Here is a 17,340-nt window from a genome sequence, read left to right as displayed (position 1 = left end):
CCAACGGCAGCTGCTTTGTATAAAAACACACGTCAGATCACATGAGATCTGACGCTAGATTTAAGTTTTGCTGACTCTGTACAGTTTGAAAGAACGGTAGAGTTGGTAGCAAAGTTCGTTACACGATTTAGCTTTTCGATGAGGGGCAATGACCGAGAAGATTCAGCTGACCAATAAGGTTGAAGCGATCAACTGGAACCGTATCCAGGATGACAAAGACGTTGAGGTTTGGAACCGTCTCGTCAACAACTTCTGGCTTCCTGAGAAGGTGCCGCTGTCCAACGACATCCAGTCGTGGGCTACCTTGACCGAAGACGAAAAACTGCTGACCATGCGTGTATTCACCGGTCTAACCCTGCTGGATACCATTCAGGGAACCGTCGGTGCAGTGTCGTTGATTCCAGATGCAATCACCCCTCATGAAGAGGCCGTGTACACCAACATCGCGTTCATGGAATCGGTGCACGCAAAGAGCTACTCCTCGATCTTCTCGACCTTGGCATCCACCAAGGAAATTGATGAGGCTTTCCGTTGGTCCACTGAGAACGTGAACCTGCAGAAGAAAGCTCAGATCATCGAAGGCTACTACCACGGTGAAGATCCACTGAAGCGAAAGATCGCTTCGACTCTGCTCGAGTCGTTCCTGTTCTACTCCGGCTTCTACCTGCCAATGCACTGGTCCTCGCACGCAAAGCTGACCAACACCGCTGACTTGATCCGCTTGATCATTCGCGATGAAGCCGTCCACGGCTACTACATCGGCTACAAGTTCCAGAAGGGCTTGGAAGGCGCTAGCGAAGAACGCAAGCAGGAGCTGAAGGACTACACCTTCGAGCTCATGTACGAGCTGTACGAAAACGAAGTTCAGTACACTCACGATCTTTATGATCCAGTTGGTTTGGCTGAAGATGTTAAGAAGTTCCTGCACTACAACGCTAACAAGGCGCTGATGAACTTGGGCTACGAAGCGATGTTCCCATCGACCGTAACCGACGTATCCCCAGCAATTCTGGCCGCGTTGAGCCCGAATGCTGATGAGAACCACGACTTCTTCTCCGGATCGGGTTCCTCCTACGTCATTGGTAAGGCAGTCAACACCGAAGATGAGGACTGGGACTTCTAGTCCGTCAACTTCGAGTCGCCTGAAAAGGTATAAATGAGCCAGGGCCTGCAGATTACTGCAGGTCCTGGCTCGTTTCTATCGTCTCCAAATTCATTGCTACGTCGGTGAACACAAGACGTGAACTTTCCTGAATCGAGAAACTAGCAAGTCCTGGTGATCAGCTTTACAAGCACTATTCATGTGCGAGCATTGGTGACAAGCTGGAACTGGCAGATCATTCCCGAAGGGAAACGACGATGGAGTTCGACACTAGATGTGTAATTGCCGGGGGAGGCCCTGCCGGCATGGTGGCAGGTCTCTTGCTGGCCCGCTGTGGTGTGCCAGTGACCGTACTGGAGAAGCACGCAGATTTTCTCCGAGATTTTCGCGGTGACACAATCCATCCATCAACGCTGCAGTTGCTAGATGAGCTTGGCTTGATGAGCGAATTTGAAAAGATCGATTTCAGCAAGGTTAGCGGTGCACAGTTCCCTACCCGCGACGGCAAGGTAACTACCGTGCTGAACCTAGCGGCGATCAATCATCCCTATCCATATATAGCGATGGCGCCACAGTGGGACTTCTTGAATCTGTTAGCTCGTGCCGGGGAAGCCGAGCCGAACTTTGATCTGCGGATGAACTGCGAAGTCCTTGACGTCTTGAGTGTGGGCGACAGGATTGTCGGTGTTCGATATTCAGGACCAGACGGGGTCAAGGAGATCAGAGCCCTGTTAACGATCGCAGCAGACGGGCGTTGGTCGAGGATTCGGGATTCCGCAGGGATTGTGATGAAAGACTTTGCAGTTCCGATTGATGTCTGGTGGTTCAAGGTACCAGGCCAATTGGATCGCCCGAATGTTTTGTCCCCAGCATTCGCTCGAGATAAGTCGTTCGTCATGATTCCCAGAACTGACTATGTGCAGATGGCGATGTTGCTGCCTAAAGGCATGGATTCCGAGCTTCGAGCCCAAGGAGTTCAGGCGTGGCGCAGTTCAATCATTGAAGCCGCTCCAGAACTTGCCACCGGTGTTGGCGATCTGAGCTTGGATGATGCCAAACTTTTAAACGTCAAGCTTAATCGTGCCCGACGGTGGTGGCGCTCCGGATTATTGTGCATCGGAGATTCGGCGCATGCGATGAGCCCGGTTGGTGGAGTTGGCGTCAACCTTGCGGTTCAAGACGCGGTGGCGACCGCCAGAATTCTGGCTGAACCCTTACGGAAATGGACGATCTCCGACAGAGACGTTCAAAGAGTTCAGAAGCGACGCATTGTCCCAACGATTATTGTCCAATCAGTGCAACGCATCATGCATCGTGGGCTGCGGCGGATCATGCGGAGCAACGAAGAAGTCACTTTACCGCTGCCGGTAGCTGTGTTGCTTCGACGTTTTCCCAAGCTGGCTTCAATACCTGCCCGTTTGCTTGGTGTTGGTGTTATTCAGGAGCACTCACCATTGGCAGCGCGACGAACAAAATGAGTTGAACTTCCGGGTTAAACACATCGAAGGTGCAGTTCCAACCTTTGCGGGGGAACTGCACCTTCGAAGGAAGTCTCTTAGCGAGCCTGGATGTTGGTAGCCTGTGGGCCCTTTGGACCAGCTTCCAGGGTGTACTCAACGGTCTGGCCCTCTTCGAGGCTACGGAAACCGAAGCTCTGGATAGCGCTGTAGTGTGCGAAAACGTCAGCAGATCCATCAGAAGGAGCGATGAAGCCGAAGCCCTTTTCAGCGTTGAACCATTTCACGGTGCCAGTGGCCATAGTGTTATTTCCTTATTTATTGATTGGCCACGATGTGGCCTGGTTGCCGATTCGAAGTTCCGAACCGGAAAATTTTGGGTTACCTCGAGCAGAGCTGCCGAGAACGATTCGCCTGCCGTCGATACGGACTATCGAATACTGATTTTGCCGGTATCGGCCAAAACGGGAGTCGCTGCACTAGCTTAAACATCGTCGGAATCCAGGCTGCTAACGGGTAATGACCCCACGCTAGCGGAGTAGAACAAGGAATCCACAGAGATGTGACGTTGAAAGTCGTCGAGATGTTTTATCTGCAGTGAAGAAGAGAAGATGAAGAATTCGTTTCGGTAGGAGTTCAATCAATCCGAAGATCGGTGAACCGATTTGTAATGCACAGACGATTTGTTGGCCGTGCTACAAATCCTACTGCTAACGTCTGTCGGCGGGTGAGTCACACCTGCAGGCGTCGAGGTAACAACTAAAGCGTACCATTGATTCGGCCAACCCGCGAAGTGATTGACACTACGTTGGCGCGTCGTAGCGAAGAAAGCCCGGAATTCCGGCGATTTTTACCATGAATGTTCGTGTTGCGTCGCGCGGCGTTGCACTGTTCTCTCCTGCTGCTGAGGAATGAATCGCAGGGCAGTAGAAGAGTATGAACAGTTTTACAGTGCGGCGGTGAGTAGCTCAGCGTTGATTGCGGCACCGGCCAAAGTTCCAGACGCCGCCGCTGCCATGACCATTGCGCCCAGATTGCTTGCGTTGCCTACAGCGTAGACACCTGGGATCGCGGTGGCCCCGGATTCGTTGACGGCGATAAATGTTCCCAACGGATGTTCGCTCAACTCGCCGCCTAGAGATTTGTAGAGTTCTGCGTTGGCGCGCATTGCACTAGCAACGATCACTGCCTGAGCGTGCAGTTTCTCATTGTTATCTAGGCGTATAGCTTCGAATGTGCCTGACTGATCAAACTCCAGCGCTTGCACACTCTGGTTCACTATCGGAATGGCTAGGGCCTTGAGGATCGACTTTCCTTCTTCGGTGAGCTCGGCAGGTTCGTGGTTGACGAACGTGATGTTGGAACTCAGCTGCTTAAACATCATTGCTTGATGTGCGCTCATTGGGCCGCAGCCAATGACAAGTATCTGTTGGTCGCGGACTTCCCAGCCGTGGCAGTAGGCGCAGTGGATAGCGGAGGTTCCCCATGCACGATCAAGCCCTGAGATCTGCGGAAGCTGATCCTTCAGCCCGGTGGCCAGGATGATACGTTCCGCAGTGAAGTTCCGAGCATCAACCTTGACGCTAAACCCCTCTGTCAGGGTGCCTGATAATGAACTCACGGTTCCCTCGGTGAGATGAACTCCGTAACTCGCTGCTTCCTGCCGACCACGTTTGAGGAGTTCAAGAGGATTGCTGCCTTCTTGGCCTAGAAGGTTGTGGGCATGTAGTGCTGAGGTGTTGCGCGGTTGTCCTTCGTCGATGAGCAGTACTGAGCGCATCGACCGTGCCAACGCAATTGAAGCTGCCAGGCCGGCGCTGCCGCCTCCGATAACGATGACTTCAAAGTGTTCCATGATGGTTCCTCTCGAATGGTGAAGCTGAGATTTTTACCTTATCGACGGTTTGCGTTAGAGGGTGTAGCGTTTTGCGCATGACGCAAGAATTGGAAGTAGACCAGATCATCCGACAGCGCATCCGCACCTTACGGCAAAACCATGGCTGGTCGTTGGAGTCATTGGCGAGTAAGGCCTCGCTCAGCGTTTCAACACTGAGCCGAATCGAAACCGGAAGCCGTCGGATTGCGCTGGACCAGCTGGTGCCGATCGCCAAAGCCCTAAGCACAAGCCTCGATGAACTTGTTGCCACGTCGGAAGCTGAGATCATCATTCGGCCCGAACCGATTTCACTGCCCGGCATTACTCTGTGGAAGCTCTCGACGGATGATGCCGTTAATGGGGTCAACGTTTCTAAGATGCGTATTGATCCTTCTAAAGCGCCGGCGCCTAGCGAATTACGTATCCATCCGGGGAAAGAGTGGTTCACCGTTTTGCTTGGTGAGATTCAGTTAAAGCTGGGGGAGCGGACGTATCACGTGAACGCGGGTCAGTCGGCGCAATTCGATACGATGACGCCGCATGCCATCTGGGCGAAAGACGGTGTTGCAGAAATTTTGGGCATCTTGGACAGCGCTGGACAGAAAGCTCATCAGCATGACAGTGGCAACTAGTCTGTTGGTTTTAGTCGCTCTTGGATAACCTGAGGGCAGTGCAACATTTTCAAACGCCAGGAGGACAGCGATGACGCATCAGCTCACTGAGGAACTCGAGAAGATTCTCGCTAAAGGTGACTACTATTTCGAGTCTTTGGGGCAGGGGCGCTACCGTTCGTCATTGCACGCGCAAGGAGCCTGGAATGAACACGAGCAGCACATGGCTCCGGCGTCAGGAATCTTGGCTTACGAACTGGAAAACTTTCAGCCTCGTGATGACATGCGCATTGCCCGGCTGAGTTTTGAAATCCACGGATTGATCCATGCAGGTGAATTTGAGATCACCACGCGAATGGTTCGACCGGGACGAACCATCGAGCTGATCGAAGCTGAGATGACAGCCAAGGGCCGAACCAGCATCGTGGCACGGGCATGGAGAGTGATTAAAGGCGATTCGAGCCAGGTCGCTGGTATCGAAGATGCAACAATTCCTGGTCCAGATGAATGCGAAGTACAGCAAGTTAGCCAGCGTTGGCCAGGCGGGTACATTCGTTCGCTCGAAATGCGGGCAGGCAAGGATTGGCGACTTGGCAAGGGAATCGCTTGGTTGCGCACCAAGTACGCACTTGTTGATAGTGCAGATGCTTCAGATATGGCTAGGCTCGTAGGTTTGATCGATACCGCCAACGGTGTCGCCCCACGCGTCGAGCCCAGCGAGGGGACTTGGGTCTACCCAAACTTGGATCTGCAGATTCACATGTACCGACAGCCTGAAGGTTCGTGGCTCGGGTTAGAAGTGCAACAGAGCTTCGGCGCCGACGGAATTGGGCTCACCTCGACGGTACTGCACGATCTCACCGGTCCGTTTGGTCGAGCCGAACAGATTCTGACTGTACGTTCGCGCTAGAAAGCGTTCAGGATGCAGAAAGTTGGGAAAGTAGCTTTTTGAGTTCCGGCTTGGGCATAAGAACAAACTGACGCTCGCGATACTTCTCGCGGTCAGCGCCATGAACACGGAACAATGCGTAACCCCGTTTGAGCAGGAAGGTCACTGGCTTTCGCCGCTGGGCGACGTCGCGGACAAAGCGACGAATGCCAGTGACTAGCGCGGGCTCATCAACGTAGTATGCCTGTACGTTGATTCCCTTTGCCTTCAGTGGCTCGAGCAGTTCGTAAAGAAAAATTCCTTCAGCGACAATCGGTCCGGCAGCTGACCTGATTTCTCGGTGCCCGTCATAGCTGGAAGTTGAGATCGAATAGTTCGGAACCATGGTGCTGCCGTTTTCCAACAGCTCATCGATCGCTTGTAGCGCGGCTTCCTTATTCCAGGTGCCCGAATGATCCCAGTCGACTTCGCCGTACGCGGTACGCGGGAACGGGACAGGATTGCCATCTTCACTGAGCTGTCGGTAGTACTCGTCGAGCGGCAGATGCGGATTACCGTACTTTGACGCGAGATAGGACTTTCCTGAACCGGAGGGTCCGCCGATCAGGATGACAGGAGTAGAAGAATTTGGCACGCCTATAATTATGGCGCAGATTTCTCAGCTGACTACATTCCTGCGTTGTGACATCAACTCCACTGGTAGCCAATGCCTGAATTAGACTCATTGTTATGAGTTTGTTCAATCCTCAGTCGGATGCTCCGCTAACACTAGAAATCGAAGATCCTAGCGGTGATCCTGCTGCAGATTTGGAACGCGGGGTTCAGTTACTTCGCGAAATTCAATCTGGAGATCGTGGGCCGACCCTGCGGTTGTATCGTCCGGATCCTACGTTGGCTTTTGGCCAGCGCGATGTTCGTTTATCTGGATATGAAGCAGCTCGTCAGGCCGCAGAAGACCGAGGCTTCATGCCTCTGGTGCGCAAGGCTGGCGGCCGTGCTGCTGCCTACCACCGTGGATCATTAATTGTTGATCACCTCGAGCCACAACACGAAGCGGTATTGGGACAGCAAAAACGCTTTGAAGTTTTTGCTGATATTTATGCTAAGGCCCTTGCCCGTTTGGGTGTTGATGCTCGGATCGGCCCCATTCCGGGAGAATACTGCCCGGGGGAGCACTCCGTTCATGGACTACCAACCTCAGCTTCGCCACGAAACTATCCGGTAAAACTCGTGGGGACAGCCCAGCGCGTGGTCGCCGGAGCATGGCTTTTCTCCTCGGTGTTTGTCATTGAGGATTCAGAGCCACTGCGTCAGGTGCTGAACGCTGTCTATCAAGCAATGGAAATCCCGATGGACCCGACGACGGTGGGTGCCGCCAGCGATCTTGTCGCCCCCGCAACTACTGAAGCCTTCATCGCTGCGCTCCTTGAGGAATACCGGGAGCATGTCAGCTTGATCGGCGCATGAGCTAACAACTCTGGGCAACAAAAAATCGGTACCTGAAATTCAAGTACCGATTTTTTATTGGGGTCAACGCTGATACTTGGTGTAACTAATTAGGCGCCGATGCGCTCTACAACTTCTTCGATTCGTGGGTTGGTGGCAGCAGTGCCATCAGGGAAGATCAATGTCGGAACCGTCTGATTGCCGTTGTTGAAGGACTCCACAATCTCAGCGGTACCTTCAACTTCTTCGATGTTTACCTCGGTGTATGCCACACCCTTCTGATCCATCAGACGCTTGAGGTTACGGCAGTATCCGCACCAGCTAGTGGTGAACATGGTGACGCCACCTGCGTCAGGAACGTACTGGTCAAGGTTCAATTCGTTGCTCATACAGGGTATAACCGTGACCCTATTGTGTTTGTTCCCAAAGTGGCCCAGAATTTTCTCTGATTTCCTTGAACTTGATGGTTAGACTGGGAGCAGATTTCCCCCGGGCGGTACGAGGAGCAGAAAATGTGTGGACGGTACGTGATGGCCAAGGCAATCGGTGATTTAGTTGCTGAGGCCGAAGCTGAGGCTGACGAAAACCTTGAACTGCGACAGTCGTGGAACGTAGCCCCAACCACTGATGTGCCGGTAGTGCTAGAGCGTCTGATTGATGATCAGTTGCACAGGCAAATCCATGTTGCTCGGTGGGGACTGGTTCCTGGATGGGCGAAGGAACTGTCCGTAGGCGTTAGAGCTTTTAACGCACGTAGCGAAACTGCGGCCAGCAAGCCGACCTTTAGAGCAGCGGTGAAAAAACGTCGGGCTGCGGTTCCCGTCCAGGGCTATTACGAGTGGAAGAAAGAGGGGAGCAAAAAGCGTCCCTTCTTTGTGCACCGTGAAGATGAGAAGTTGATCTTTTTTGCTGGACTGTACGAGTGGTGGAAGGACGAGGATGACACATGGATCCTCTCCACCTCGATTCTGACTATGGAGTCGCCTTCCGCCGATGAGCCCGGGGTGCTTGGTGAGCTTGCTGGGCTGCATGACCGATTGCCGATTCCGATGGACCATCAAATGATGGCACGGTGGATGAACCCTGCGGAAGCAGACGGTCAAGGGTTAATCGAGGAATTGCGGGCTCAAGCTTTTGACGTCGCATCAACTTGGACCATGCACGAGGTTGATAAGGCGGTTGGTAATGTGCGCAATGATTCTCCGCAACTTATCGAAGCGCACAGCAACGCACTGTTCTAGCCAGCGACGCCAGCGGCTAAGAATGTTTCAAAAAGCACCCTTTAAACATTTCGGCAGCCAACCACTGATGGTTGACTGCCGAAAGTGTCTAATGAGCCTTTTAGTGGCCGCGCTTGATCCACTCGTCCAGATTCGGGGCTTCCGCACCGATGGTGGTGGCGTCACCATGGCCGGTGTTCACTACAGTCTGTTCAGGCAGGGTCAGCAACTTGGTCCGAATCGATTCGATGATCGTTTCGAAGCTCGAGTAGCTGCGCCCGGTCGCGCCCGGGCCACCGTTGAACAGGGTGTCACCACTGAAGAGCACACCCAGATCTTCTGCATAGAAGCTGGTGGACCCCGGCGAGTGGCCCGGGGTATGTAGCGCCGTGAGGGTTGTACCAGCGATGGTGAACGTGTCACCATCGTTGATTTCAGCGTCTACGTCGCGCTCTGGGTAGACAGCATCCCAGAGCATGCGATCTTCCATGTTGAGGAAGAGCGGAGCATCCACGGCGTCAGAAAATTCGCCGGCTACTCGGATGTGGTCGTCGTGTCCGTGGGTGAGCACAACTGCCATCACTTCGCGTTCGCCGATGACTTCACGAATCTTCTCAATATCGTGGGCAGGATCAATGACTAGTACCTCTGAGTCATCACCGATGATCCAGACATTGTTATCAACGTCCCACGTGCCACCGTCGAGAGAGAAGGTACCTGAGGTAACTACGTTTTCGATACGAGCGGTCATTAGATTTCCACCACCGAACGCAGCACGGTACCTTCGTGCATCTTGTTGAAGGCTTCCTCGATCTGGTCAATAGAGATGCGCTCGGTGACAAAGGCACCGAGGTCAAGACGTCCGAGCTTGTACTGCTCAACCAGCATCGGGAAATCATGGCTTGGCAAGCAATCGCCGTACCACGAGCTCTTTAGTGATCCGCCGCGGCCGAAGACATCAAGCAATGGCAGTTCCAGCTTCATCTCTGGGGTTGGGACACCCACGAGCACAACGCGGCCGGCAAGGTCACGAGCGTAGAAGGCCTGCTTGTAGGTTTCTGGGCGGCCTACTGCGTCAATGACAACGTCGGCGCCGAAGCCACCGGTCAGTTCCTGGATAGCCTCAACAGCGTCAACCTTGGAAGAGTTAACGGTGTGGGTGGCGCCGAACTTCTTTGCGCCTTCCAGCTTGTCTGCGTTGACGTCCACGGCGATGATGGTGGTCGCACCGGCTAGCTGCGCGCCGGCAATGGCAGCTGCGCCAACACCGCCACAGCCGATCACGGCTACCGACTCGCCACGCTTTACTTCGCCGGTGTTGATAGCTGCACCGATGCCAGCCATGACACCACAGCCGAGCAGGCCTACAGCTGCTGGATCAGCATCTTCGTCAACAATGGTGCACTGACCGGAGTGAACCAGGGTCTTTTCGGCGAAGGAACCAATGCCCAGTGCTGGGGATAGTTCGGTGCCGTCCTCAAGGGTCATCTTCTGGGTGGCATTGAAGGTATTAAAGCAGTACTTTGGCTGACCCTTGGCGCAGGCGCGGCACTGGCCACAGACTGCACGCCAGTTCAGGATAACGCGGTCGCCAACTTTGACGTTGGTGACGTTCTCGCCAATCTGGCTGACTACTGCGGTGGACTCGTGGCCCAACAGGTAAGGATATTCATCGCCGATGCCACCGAGCTTGTAGTGCAAGTCGGTGTGGCAGACGCCGGTAGTGAGCACGTCGACAACTACTTCTCCGGGACCTGGGTCCGGAACGATGATATCGACGACCTCAACTGGTGCGTCCTTAACACGGGAAATGACGGCTTTGACCTTATGAGGCATGGGATTTAACTCCTGAAACGATTGAGTGTTGCTGTTTCGATGCTATCGGTGTGTTCGGTACTAATCGAGCATTCGCGGCACAATGACGCACCCGGTTTCGCCCAGAGCCAAGTCGTCAGTGACTTTCACATCTTTTGTTGCTCTGCGGCTGGCTACTAGTGAAGCTGCGCAGAGATTTATTTTGCTGCGCAAGGTGCCCCAGTTCCCCTCGGCGCCAAACTGTCGGAGCCGATGACTAGTGTAACTATCGTTCGAACAAGTATTCGAATAGACTGGTTCTACTAAGTAAGGAGTGCACACGTGGGGATGTTCACCGAGTCAATTGAGGTTGCCCGTGCAGCAAACGGAATGCCACTGCGCGTGAAGTGGCAGGGGCGGGACTACCGACTGGTTGCTGAACCTCAGCGTTGGTTTGAACGTCGCAAGTGGTGGGACGAAAACCTGCGGATTCCTCGGGGGATCGGGGCAGGGCTCGCTGACTATGAGATGTGGCGCCTGCAGTTGGTTGCGGTGAGCGGATCCAAACAAGAGCACACCTTTGATGTGAGCTTTGATGCGCAAACCGAGAGGTGGCGGCTGGTGCGCGTGCACCAAGAGCTGGCCCAAAGCGCCTGAGCTTACGGGCAGGGGAACATATTTTCGAAGGACCATTATGAGCTTTACCCATCTGAACGTCAGTTCTTCCTATAGCGCCCATTACGGGGTGTCACATCCGCGCACCCTGGCTCAAGCAGCCAAAGCGCAAGGAGCACCTATGCTGGCGCTTACTGACAGGGATGGGCTTTACGGGACGGTCAAACATGTAGCTGCCTGTATGACAGAAGGTATAGCTCCCATTCTCGGAGTGAATCTGGCTGTACTCGATGACAATGGGGCAACTCTAGGCAGGATCGTTTTACTGGCGCAGGGACACAGCAATGGTCTTGGATATGCAGCACTCTGCCGAGCTATCAGCCTCGCACACAATACTGCTCACGGCGTGCCTGGGCTCAGTGCTAATCAGTTGGATCAGCTAAGCAAAAGCGGAAACCTGATGCTCCTGCTAGGTGGTGAATCAGACGTAGCTCGAGCAATCCTGAAAGGGAATTACGCTAAAGCCCGCGGACTGTTGGTCGAGTGGAAAAAACGAGTTGGAAAAATGCTGCGGGTAGAAATCACCACGCACCTCTCCGCTCCTGGTTCGCGCCACAGCTTAGGTGAAGCATCACGCCTACTGCGCTACGCCTACGAACGTCAGATCAAAGCGGTACTGTCCAACGCCGTGCGCTACGTAGACCCCGACGGGGCAGTCACCGCAGACATTTTGGACTCGGCGCGGGCTCTACATAGCCTGAAAAATCTGGATTTCTGCCAACCCAACGGGCAAGGGTGGCTGAAAACACCGCATGAGATGTTTCAACTGGCTACCGAAATCGGCCAAGCTACCGAAAGGAGCTGGGCGCACCAGATGCTGCGGGAAACCGAAGCGGTGGCACACTGGGCGGCAATAGATCCCGTAACGGACCTGGGGTGGAAGTCGCCGGTCATTCCGGAAGCCAGGGTGATCGGCCTGTATCGACCGGCCATGCAAGAACTCACCGATCGTGTATACGGGGCCGTGCCCACCCTATTAAGAAACGAAGCACCAAACGTAGTAGAAGAACGCCTAGCCCTAGAGCTGGGCGTGATCGAACGGTTGGACTTCGCCGGCTACTTCCTCACTGTGGCGGAGACCGTAAACCTGATCACCGAGATGGGCGTACGCGTAGCCGCCCGAGGCTCAGGCGCATCCTCGTTAGTGAACTACCTTTTAGGTATTAGCCAAGTAAACCCGTTGGCCCACGACCTAGTGTTCGAACGTTTCCTCTCCGATACCCGCACCACCCTGCCCGATATTGATATTGACGTTGAATCCGCGCGACGCCACGAGATCTATCACAAGATTTTCTCCAGCTTCGGTGAGGAACGCGTCAGCCTGATGAGCATGCAGAATGCTTACCGCGCCCGTGGCGCTGTCCGCGACGCAGGTGCTGCCTTGGGTGTAGAGCAGGAGCAAGTGGACGAGATCGCCAAACAGCTCTGGCGCTTCTCTGCCTCCTCTTTCCGTGAAGCGCTGGTGGAGAAGCCAGAGTTAGCAGCGTTAGCACAGCGCATTACCGATGACACTCAGCTCGATATTCTCATTGACGCCACCGAACGATTGGACCGACTGCCAAGACATATCTCCATGCACCCCTGCGGGGTGATCCTCTCTGATGCGAGCTTGCTGGACCGTACCCCGGTGCAGCCCTCAGGCATCGGATTGCAGATGAGCCAGTTCGACAAGCACGATATGGACCTGATGGGGTTGATCAAGCTCGACGTGCTCGGGGTGCGCATGCAATCAGCCATCGCCTACACGCTTGAAGAGATCGCTCGCATGCACCCAAGCAAGGAGCAAGCGTCTCGTGCAGGCGGACACACTAACGACAGTTACATCGATGCCAGTGGAGCGATTGACCTAGCCAAGGTGCCACTCGATGATGAACCCACCTTTGATCTGATCCGCTCCACTCACACCCTGGGCTGCTTTCAGATTGAGTCCCCAGGACAGCGTGAACTGGTTGGCAAACTCGCTCCCCGTGAGTTTAACGATCTGATCATCGACATCTCGCTCTTCCGTCCCGGGCCCATGCAGTCGAATATGGTCAAGCCCTATCTAGAACACCGCCACGGATTCGCTCCCGCCCAATACCTGCACCCAGACCTGATCCCTGCGCTCGCCGAAACCCACGGGGTTACCGTCTTCCACGAGCAGGTGTTGCGCATGCTTGATGTGCTGACCGGCTGTGGTCTAGGGATGGCTGATGTCTACCGGCGCCTGCTTGGCAACCCAGAGAAAGAACCAGCCGTTGAACGCTACGTGCGTACCGAGGCAACCAAGCGCGGCTACAGCCAGGAAACTATTGATCAAGTCTGGGAGGTGCTCTCTGGGTTCGGGTCCTTTGGCTTCTGCAAAGCCCACGGGGCTGCCTTTGCCGTACCCACCTATCACTCGGCTTGGCTCAAAGCGCATCACCCCGAGGCTTTCCTCGCTGGGATCTGGGAACACGACCCAGGCATGTACCCCAAACGATTACTGGTTTCCGAAGCGCGGCGTATGGGCGTCCCTATCCTCCCGCTAGATATCAACCGCTCCAACGGACACTATCGAGTCGAACGAGTATTCGAATACGCTCCAGCGAAGGTTCCCATGGTGCCCAGAGCCGTAGGATCACAACGCCCCGGACGCTACGGAATCCGGTTAGCCTTCCGTGACATTCACCAGATGAGTGAACGCGAAGTCCAGCGACTAGTGACGGGCCAGCCATATGAGCACCTCGCAGATGTCCGCGCCCGCGCAGGGCTCTCACGACGTACCTACCAAAACCTTGCCGCGCTTGGTGTCTTTGACTCTTTACTGGCAGGAACCTCTCGTGCCGATACGATCGCTCACACTCAATCGATGGTGCACAGCTCTCTGCCGGCCAAATACCGTCCCGGCCCCGGCCAACTGGCACTGGACCTCGGGCAGATCGAACACATCAAAGCCACCGGAACACAGCTGGACCCGGCCGAGGTAGTACGCACCGAACTAGACCTGATGCACCTAGATGCCAGTGAGCATTTGATGACTTCCTATAGGCGCAGGCTCTCACACCTGCCTATTACCCAAGCAGCGGAACTACTACACCTGCGTAACGGCACCGAGGTACTAGTCGCCGGAGTGCGCATAGCCACTCAAACACCACCTATGCGTGGCGGTAAACGCGTGGTCTTCATTTCCGTGGATGACGGGACCGGCTGTATCGATGCCACCTTCTTCGATGACACACAACAACGCACCGGGCCTTTACTCTTCTCTACCCGCATGTTGCTCATCCATGGAGTCACCCGACGCACCGGACCACGTGGCATCTCACTACAAGCACTGAACGCTTGGGATCTGCATCAGTCAGAATCGTTGCCGGTCGCCGGATACCTTGAAGAACAAGGACGACCGCAAATTAGTTACCGACCAAAGTTCGGCGAGGGCGCACGCAAGAGCGAGAGCGTCGGCGAACTCGCCAAACGTATGGAGGCCGAAGGGCTTGATCAGCGTGGGGCGTGACTAAACCGAAGAAATATGCCCGTTGGCATCGATAACAAACGAAGGGTTATGCACAAAGTCCCAGCGGAAACCATCCGGATCAGCTACGCACGCACTCTTGCCACCCCACGGCTGCACCGTTGGCTCAGAGATCGAGCTAGCGCCCGCATCCAGCGCTCGCCGGTAGTGATGATCCACTTCATTATCCGAATGCACGTTATTCCCCAAAGAAAGTGGGGGAGCCATTTTGCTGTGACCGACATTTCCGTACTCGGACGGCATCTGTTTTACATCCCAAAGGGCAAGCATCAGACCATAGCCTGCGCGGACAAAAGCGATCTCCGGGTGAGCTGGTTGAACCAGTTCGAACCCCAAGCCCTCGGTGTAGAACTTGGTGGAAATTCCGACATCGCGCACACCGAGGGTGATGGCGCTGATTACCGGGGGAGCAGGTTTGTTCATGACATAAGCCTAGGCTTCTGAGATAACAGAAGCCATGGATGATCGAGCTTTCCACGAATTTTCGAGTCCCACTGGTGCACGGGTTAGCGGAGTTTGTTCTAGGAGTCTTGACCAGTGGGCCCAAAGAGTTTGGGTATGTCATGAGCCTGTTTAATGCAGACTCGTTGTTGAACGAATCACATGTGGGTCAACAATCCTCCCGAAACCCGAAGTGAACGCGCGCTGAAGTGAGGTCCTGAACTAAACTGGATTCTGGCTGGCTGTGGCCAAGGTATGCCACAAGCTATGAAGCCATCCCAGATTGAAAGGTAGAACCCGATCTCATGAGCGAGCAGCTGACTCTCACCATTGACGGCGAGCAGGTACAGGTGGACGCGGGAACAACCGGTCTGCAGTATTTCACCAATGATAAAGACGTGGTTGTTATGCACGTCGATGGTGTCCTACGCGACCTGGCCCGCGAACTTGTTGCTGGAACCACTGTCACCCGCGTAACCATCACCGACCCAGAAGGGTTGGAGGTGCTGCGTCACTCCACTGCCCACGTCATGGCTCAAGCTGTGCAGCAGTTGCGCCCCGATGCCAAGCTGGGCATTGGACCGTACATCACTGACGGTTTCTACTTCGACTTCGATGTCGCTGAGCCATTCACCCCAGAAGATCTGAAGCAGCTGGAAAAGATGATGCTTAAGATCGTCAACCAGAACCAGCTCTTTGCCCGCCGCGAAGTTTCGCCAGAAGAAGCCAAGGCAGAAATGGCTGACGAGCCATACAAGTGCGAGCTGCTGGCCAAGGCTGACTCGGCCGATACTTCAGGTGAAGGCGTGACCGTTGAGGTTGCTGCCGGCGAAACCACCATCTACGACAACGTTGATCGCAAGTCCGGCGACACTGTGTGGAAGGATCTGTGCCGTGGCCCGCACCTGCCAAACACCAAGCTGATCAAGAACGCTTTCTCGCTGACCCGTTCGGCCGCCGCCTACTGGTTGGGTAGCGAAAAGAACAAGCAGCTGCAGCGCATCTACGGCACCGCATGGCCAACCAAAGAGGACCTCAAGGCCTACCAGGAGCGTCTGGCTGAGGCTGAGCGTCGCGACCACCGCAAGCTCGGTGCCGAGCTGGACCTGTTCTCCTTCCCGGATGAACTTGGCTCGGGCCTGCCGGTGTTCCACCCTAAGGGCGGCATCATCAAGCGCGAGATGGAAGACTACGTGCGCGATCGCCACGTAGAAGAAGGCTTCCAGTACGTGGGCACCCCACACATCTCCAAGGATGGGCTCTTCCACACCTCGGGTCACTTGCCTTACTACGCGGACACCATGTTCCCGCCACTTCATATCGATGAAGAGCGCGACGAAGATGGCAACATCACCAAGCCGGGTCAGGAATACCGTCTGAAGGCAATGAACTGCCCGATGCACAACCTGATCTTCCGTGGCCGCGGACGTTCTTACCGCGAACTGCCACTGCGCTTGTTCGAATTCGGTCACGTCTACCGCTACGAGAAGTCCGGTGTGGTCCACGGCCTAACCCGCGTGCGCGGTTTCTCCCAGGATGACTCGCACTCCTACGTCACCAAGGAACAGGCACCGGCTGAAGTTGAGCACCTGCTGAACTTCATGCTTTCGTTGCTGCGCGACTTCGGTATGGATGACTTCTACCTGGAGCTATCCACTCGCGATCCTGAATCGGATAAGTTCATCGGTTCGGACGAGCAGTGGGAAGAAGCCACCGCCGTGCTAGAACGTGTCGCCACTGAAACCGGTGTTGAGCTGGTTGCTGATCCAGGTGGAGCCGCATTCTACGGTCCGAAGATCTCGGTTCAGGCTAAAGATGCCATCGGCCGTACCTGGCAGATGGGTACCGTTCAGTACGACTTCAACCAGCCTGCACGATTCGGTCTGGAGTACCAGGCTGCTGACGGAAGTCGTCAGGAACCGGTCATGATCCACGCTGCGAAGTTCGGATCCATCGAGCGTTTCTTGGGCGTACTGACCGAGCACTACGCTGGTGCTTTCCCTGCATGGCTTTCGCCGGTCCAGGTTCGCGCCATCCCAGTGGCTGAGGCTTTCAACGATTACCTTTCCGAGGTTGTCGCCAAGCTCAAGGCTCAGGGTGTTCGTGTTGAACTGGACGACTCAACGGATCGTTTCCCAAAGAAGATCCGCAACGCGTCCAAGGACAAGATTCCGTTTGTACTCATCGCCGGTGGCGAAGATGCCGATGCGAATGCAGTGTCCTTCCGCTTCCGCGACGGAAGTCAGGAAAACCAGGTGCCAATCGACGATGCAGTAGCTCGCATTGTTGAAGCCATCAAGAGCCGCGATAACAACAACTAGTTGCTACTAGTGCCG

Annotated in this window: 16 protein-coding genes; 9 read left to right on the top strand and 7 right to left on the bottom strand. The window is 54.9% G+C overall.

Annotated elements, in window-relative coordinates; translation table 11 throughout:
- Window positions 1-148 precede the first annotated feature (148 nt).
- Together nrdF and EYR88_RS03315 are read left to right on the top strand one after the other, a co-directional pair.
- On the top strand, window positions 149-1,123 hold the full coding sequence (nrdF, locus tag EYR88_RS03320) for a class 1b ribonucleoside-diphosphate reductase subunit beta (protein WP_131088310.1): 975 nt from the start codon (window positions 149-151) through the stop codon (window positions 1,121-1,123).
- Window positions 1,124-1,359: 236 nt separating this feature from the next.
- Window positions 1,360-2,580 (top strand): FAD-dependent oxidoreductase, encoded by a 1,221-nt coding sequence (locus EYR88_RS03315; RefSeq protein WP_131088309.1) that lies wholly within the window; start codon window positions 1,360-1,362, stop codon window positions 2,578-2,580.
- A gap of 77 nt (window positions 2,581-2,657) precedes the next feature.
- Here EYR88_RS03315 and EYR88_RS03310 read toward each other — a convergent pair whose 3' ends face one another.
- Both EYR88_RS03310 and EYR88_RS03305 read right to left on the bottom strand, forming a co-directional pair.
- Entirely contained in the window at window positions 2,658-2,861 is a 204-nt protein-coding gene (locus EYR88_RS03310; protein ID WP_013349123.1) for a cold-shock protein, read from the bottom strand.
- A 644-nt stretch (window positions 2,862-3,505) separates the two neighbouring features.
- Complete coding sequence (locus EYR88_RS03305; RefSeq protein ID WP_131088308.1) at window positions 3,506-4,414, bottom strand: NAD(P)/FAD-dependent oxidoreductase; 909 nt, start codon at window positions 4,412-4,414, stop codon at window positions 3,506-3,508.
- A 77-nt stretch (window positions 4,415-4,491) separates the two neighbouring features.
- On the opposite strand from EYR88_RS03305, the gene EYR88_RS03300 reads away from it, so the two are divergent.
- The gene (locus EYR88_RS03300) at window positions 4,492-5,067 is read left to right on the top strand and encodes an XRE family transcriptional regulator (protein ID WP_131088307.1); all 576 of its coding nucleotides are present in this window, start codon (window positions 4,492-4,494) and stop codon (window positions 5,065-5,067) included.
- Window positions 5,068-5,137: 70 nt separating this feature from the next.
- Complete coding sequence (locus tag EYR88_RS03295) at window positions 5,138-5,956, top strand: thioesterase family protein (RefSeq protein ID WP_131088306.1); 819 nt, start codon at window positions 5,138-5,140, stop codon at window positions 5,954-5,956.
- Window positions 5,957-5,963: 7 nt separating this feature from the next.
- Here EYR88_RS03295 and EYR88_RS03290 read toward each other — a convergent pair whose 3' ends face one another.
- Entirely contained in the window at window positions 5,964-6,569 is a 606-nt protein-coding gene (locus EYR88_RS03290) for a uridine kinase (protein WP_131088305.1), read from the bottom strand.
- A gap of 95 nt (window positions 6,570-6,664) precedes the next feature.
- Here EYR88_RS03290 and EYR88_RS03285 point away from each other — a divergent pair, with 95 nt between their 5' ends.
- Complete coding sequence (locus tag EYR88_RS03285) at window positions 6,665-7,402, top strand: lipoate--protein ligase family protein (protein WP_131088304.1); 738 nt, start codon at window positions 6,665-6,667, stop codon at window positions 7,400-7,402.
- 89 nt (window positions 7,403-7,491) lie between these two features.
- On the opposite strand, the gene EYR88_RS03280 is transcribed toward EYR88_RS03285, so the two are convergent.
- On the bottom strand, window positions 7,492-7,770 hold the full coding sequence (locus tag EYR88_RS03280) for a mycoredoxin (protein ID WP_131088303.1): 279 nt from the start codon (window positions 7,768-7,770) through the stop codon (window positions 7,492-7,494).
- Window positions 7,771-7,893: 123 nt separating this feature from the next.
- Here EYR88_RS03280 and EYR88_RS03275 point away from each other — a divergent pair, with 123 nt between their 5' ends.
- Window positions 7,894-8,622 carry an SOS response-associated peptidase gene (locus EYR88_RS03275; RefSeq protein WP_131088302.1) on the top strand — a complete coding sequence of 243 codons (729 nt, stop codon included), beginning with the start codon at window positions 7,894-7,896 and terminating at the stop codon, window positions 8,620-8,622.
- Between the two features lie 100 nt (window positions 8,623-8,722).
- Here EYR88_RS03275 and EYR88_RS03270 read toward each other — a convergent pair whose 3' ends face one another.
- Together EYR88_RS03270 and EYR88_RS03265 are read right to left on the bottom strand one after the other, a co-directional pair.
- A complete protein-coding gene (locus EYR88_RS03270) occupies window positions 8,723-9,352 on the bottom strand; it encodes an MBL fold metallo-hydrolase (RefSeq protein ID WP_131088301.1) in 630 nt (209 codons plus the stop codon).
- On the bottom strand, window positions 9,352-10,437 hold the full coding sequence (locus tag EYR88_RS03265; protein ID WP_131088300.1) for an S-(hydroxymethyl)mycothiol dehydrogenase: 1,086 nt from the start codon (window positions 10,435-10,437) through the stop codon (window positions 9,352-9,354). Before EYR88_RS03265 ends, EYR88_RS03270 begins: the two co-directional genes overlap by 1 nt.
- A 306-nt stretch (window positions 10,438-10,743) precedes the next feature.
- On the opposite strand from EYR88_RS03265, the gene EYR88_RS03260 reads away from it, so the two are divergent.
- Window positions 10,744-11,052 (top strand): DUF6504 family protein, encoded by a 309-nt coding sequence (locus tag EYR88_RS03260; RefSeq protein WP_347559253.1) that lies wholly within the window; start codon window positions 10,744-10,746, stop codon window positions 11,050-11,052.
- A gap of 37 nt (window positions 11,053-11,089) precedes the next feature.
- On the top strand, window positions 11,090-14,545 hold the full coding sequence (dnaE, locus tag EYR88_RS03255) for a DNA polymerase III subunit alpha (protein ID WP_131088298.1): 3,456 nt from the start codon (window positions 11,090-11,092) through the stop codon (window positions 14,543-14,545).
- Here dnaE and EYR88_RS03250 read toward each other — a convergent pair whose 3' ends face one another.
- Window positions 14,546-14,986: a VOC family protein gene (locus EYR88_RS03250; RefSeq protein ID WP_131088297.1), complete on the bottom strand. Its 441-nt coding sequence runs from the start codon at window positions 14,984-14,986 to the stop codon at window positions 14,546-14,548.
- Between the two features lie 323 nt (window positions 14,987-15,309).
- On the opposite strand from EYR88_RS03250, the gene thrS reads away from it, so the two are divergent.
- Window positions 15,310-17,325: a threonine--tRNA ligase gene (thrS, locus tag EYR88_RS03245; protein WP_131088296.1), complete on the top strand. Its 2,016-nt coding sequence runs from the start codon at window positions 15,310-15,312 to the stop codon at window positions 17,323-17,325.
- Window positions 17,326-17,340: the final 15 nt, after the last annotated feature.

The sequence above is a fragment of the Arthrobacter sp. S41 genome, assembly GCF_004320535.1.
GTDB lineage: Bacteria > Actinomycetota > Actinomycetes > Actinomycetales > Micrococcaceae > Glutamicibacter.
The sequence above is the reverse complement of the archived record's forward strand: the minus strand, read 5'-3'. Positions and strand labels throughout refer to the sequence as shown.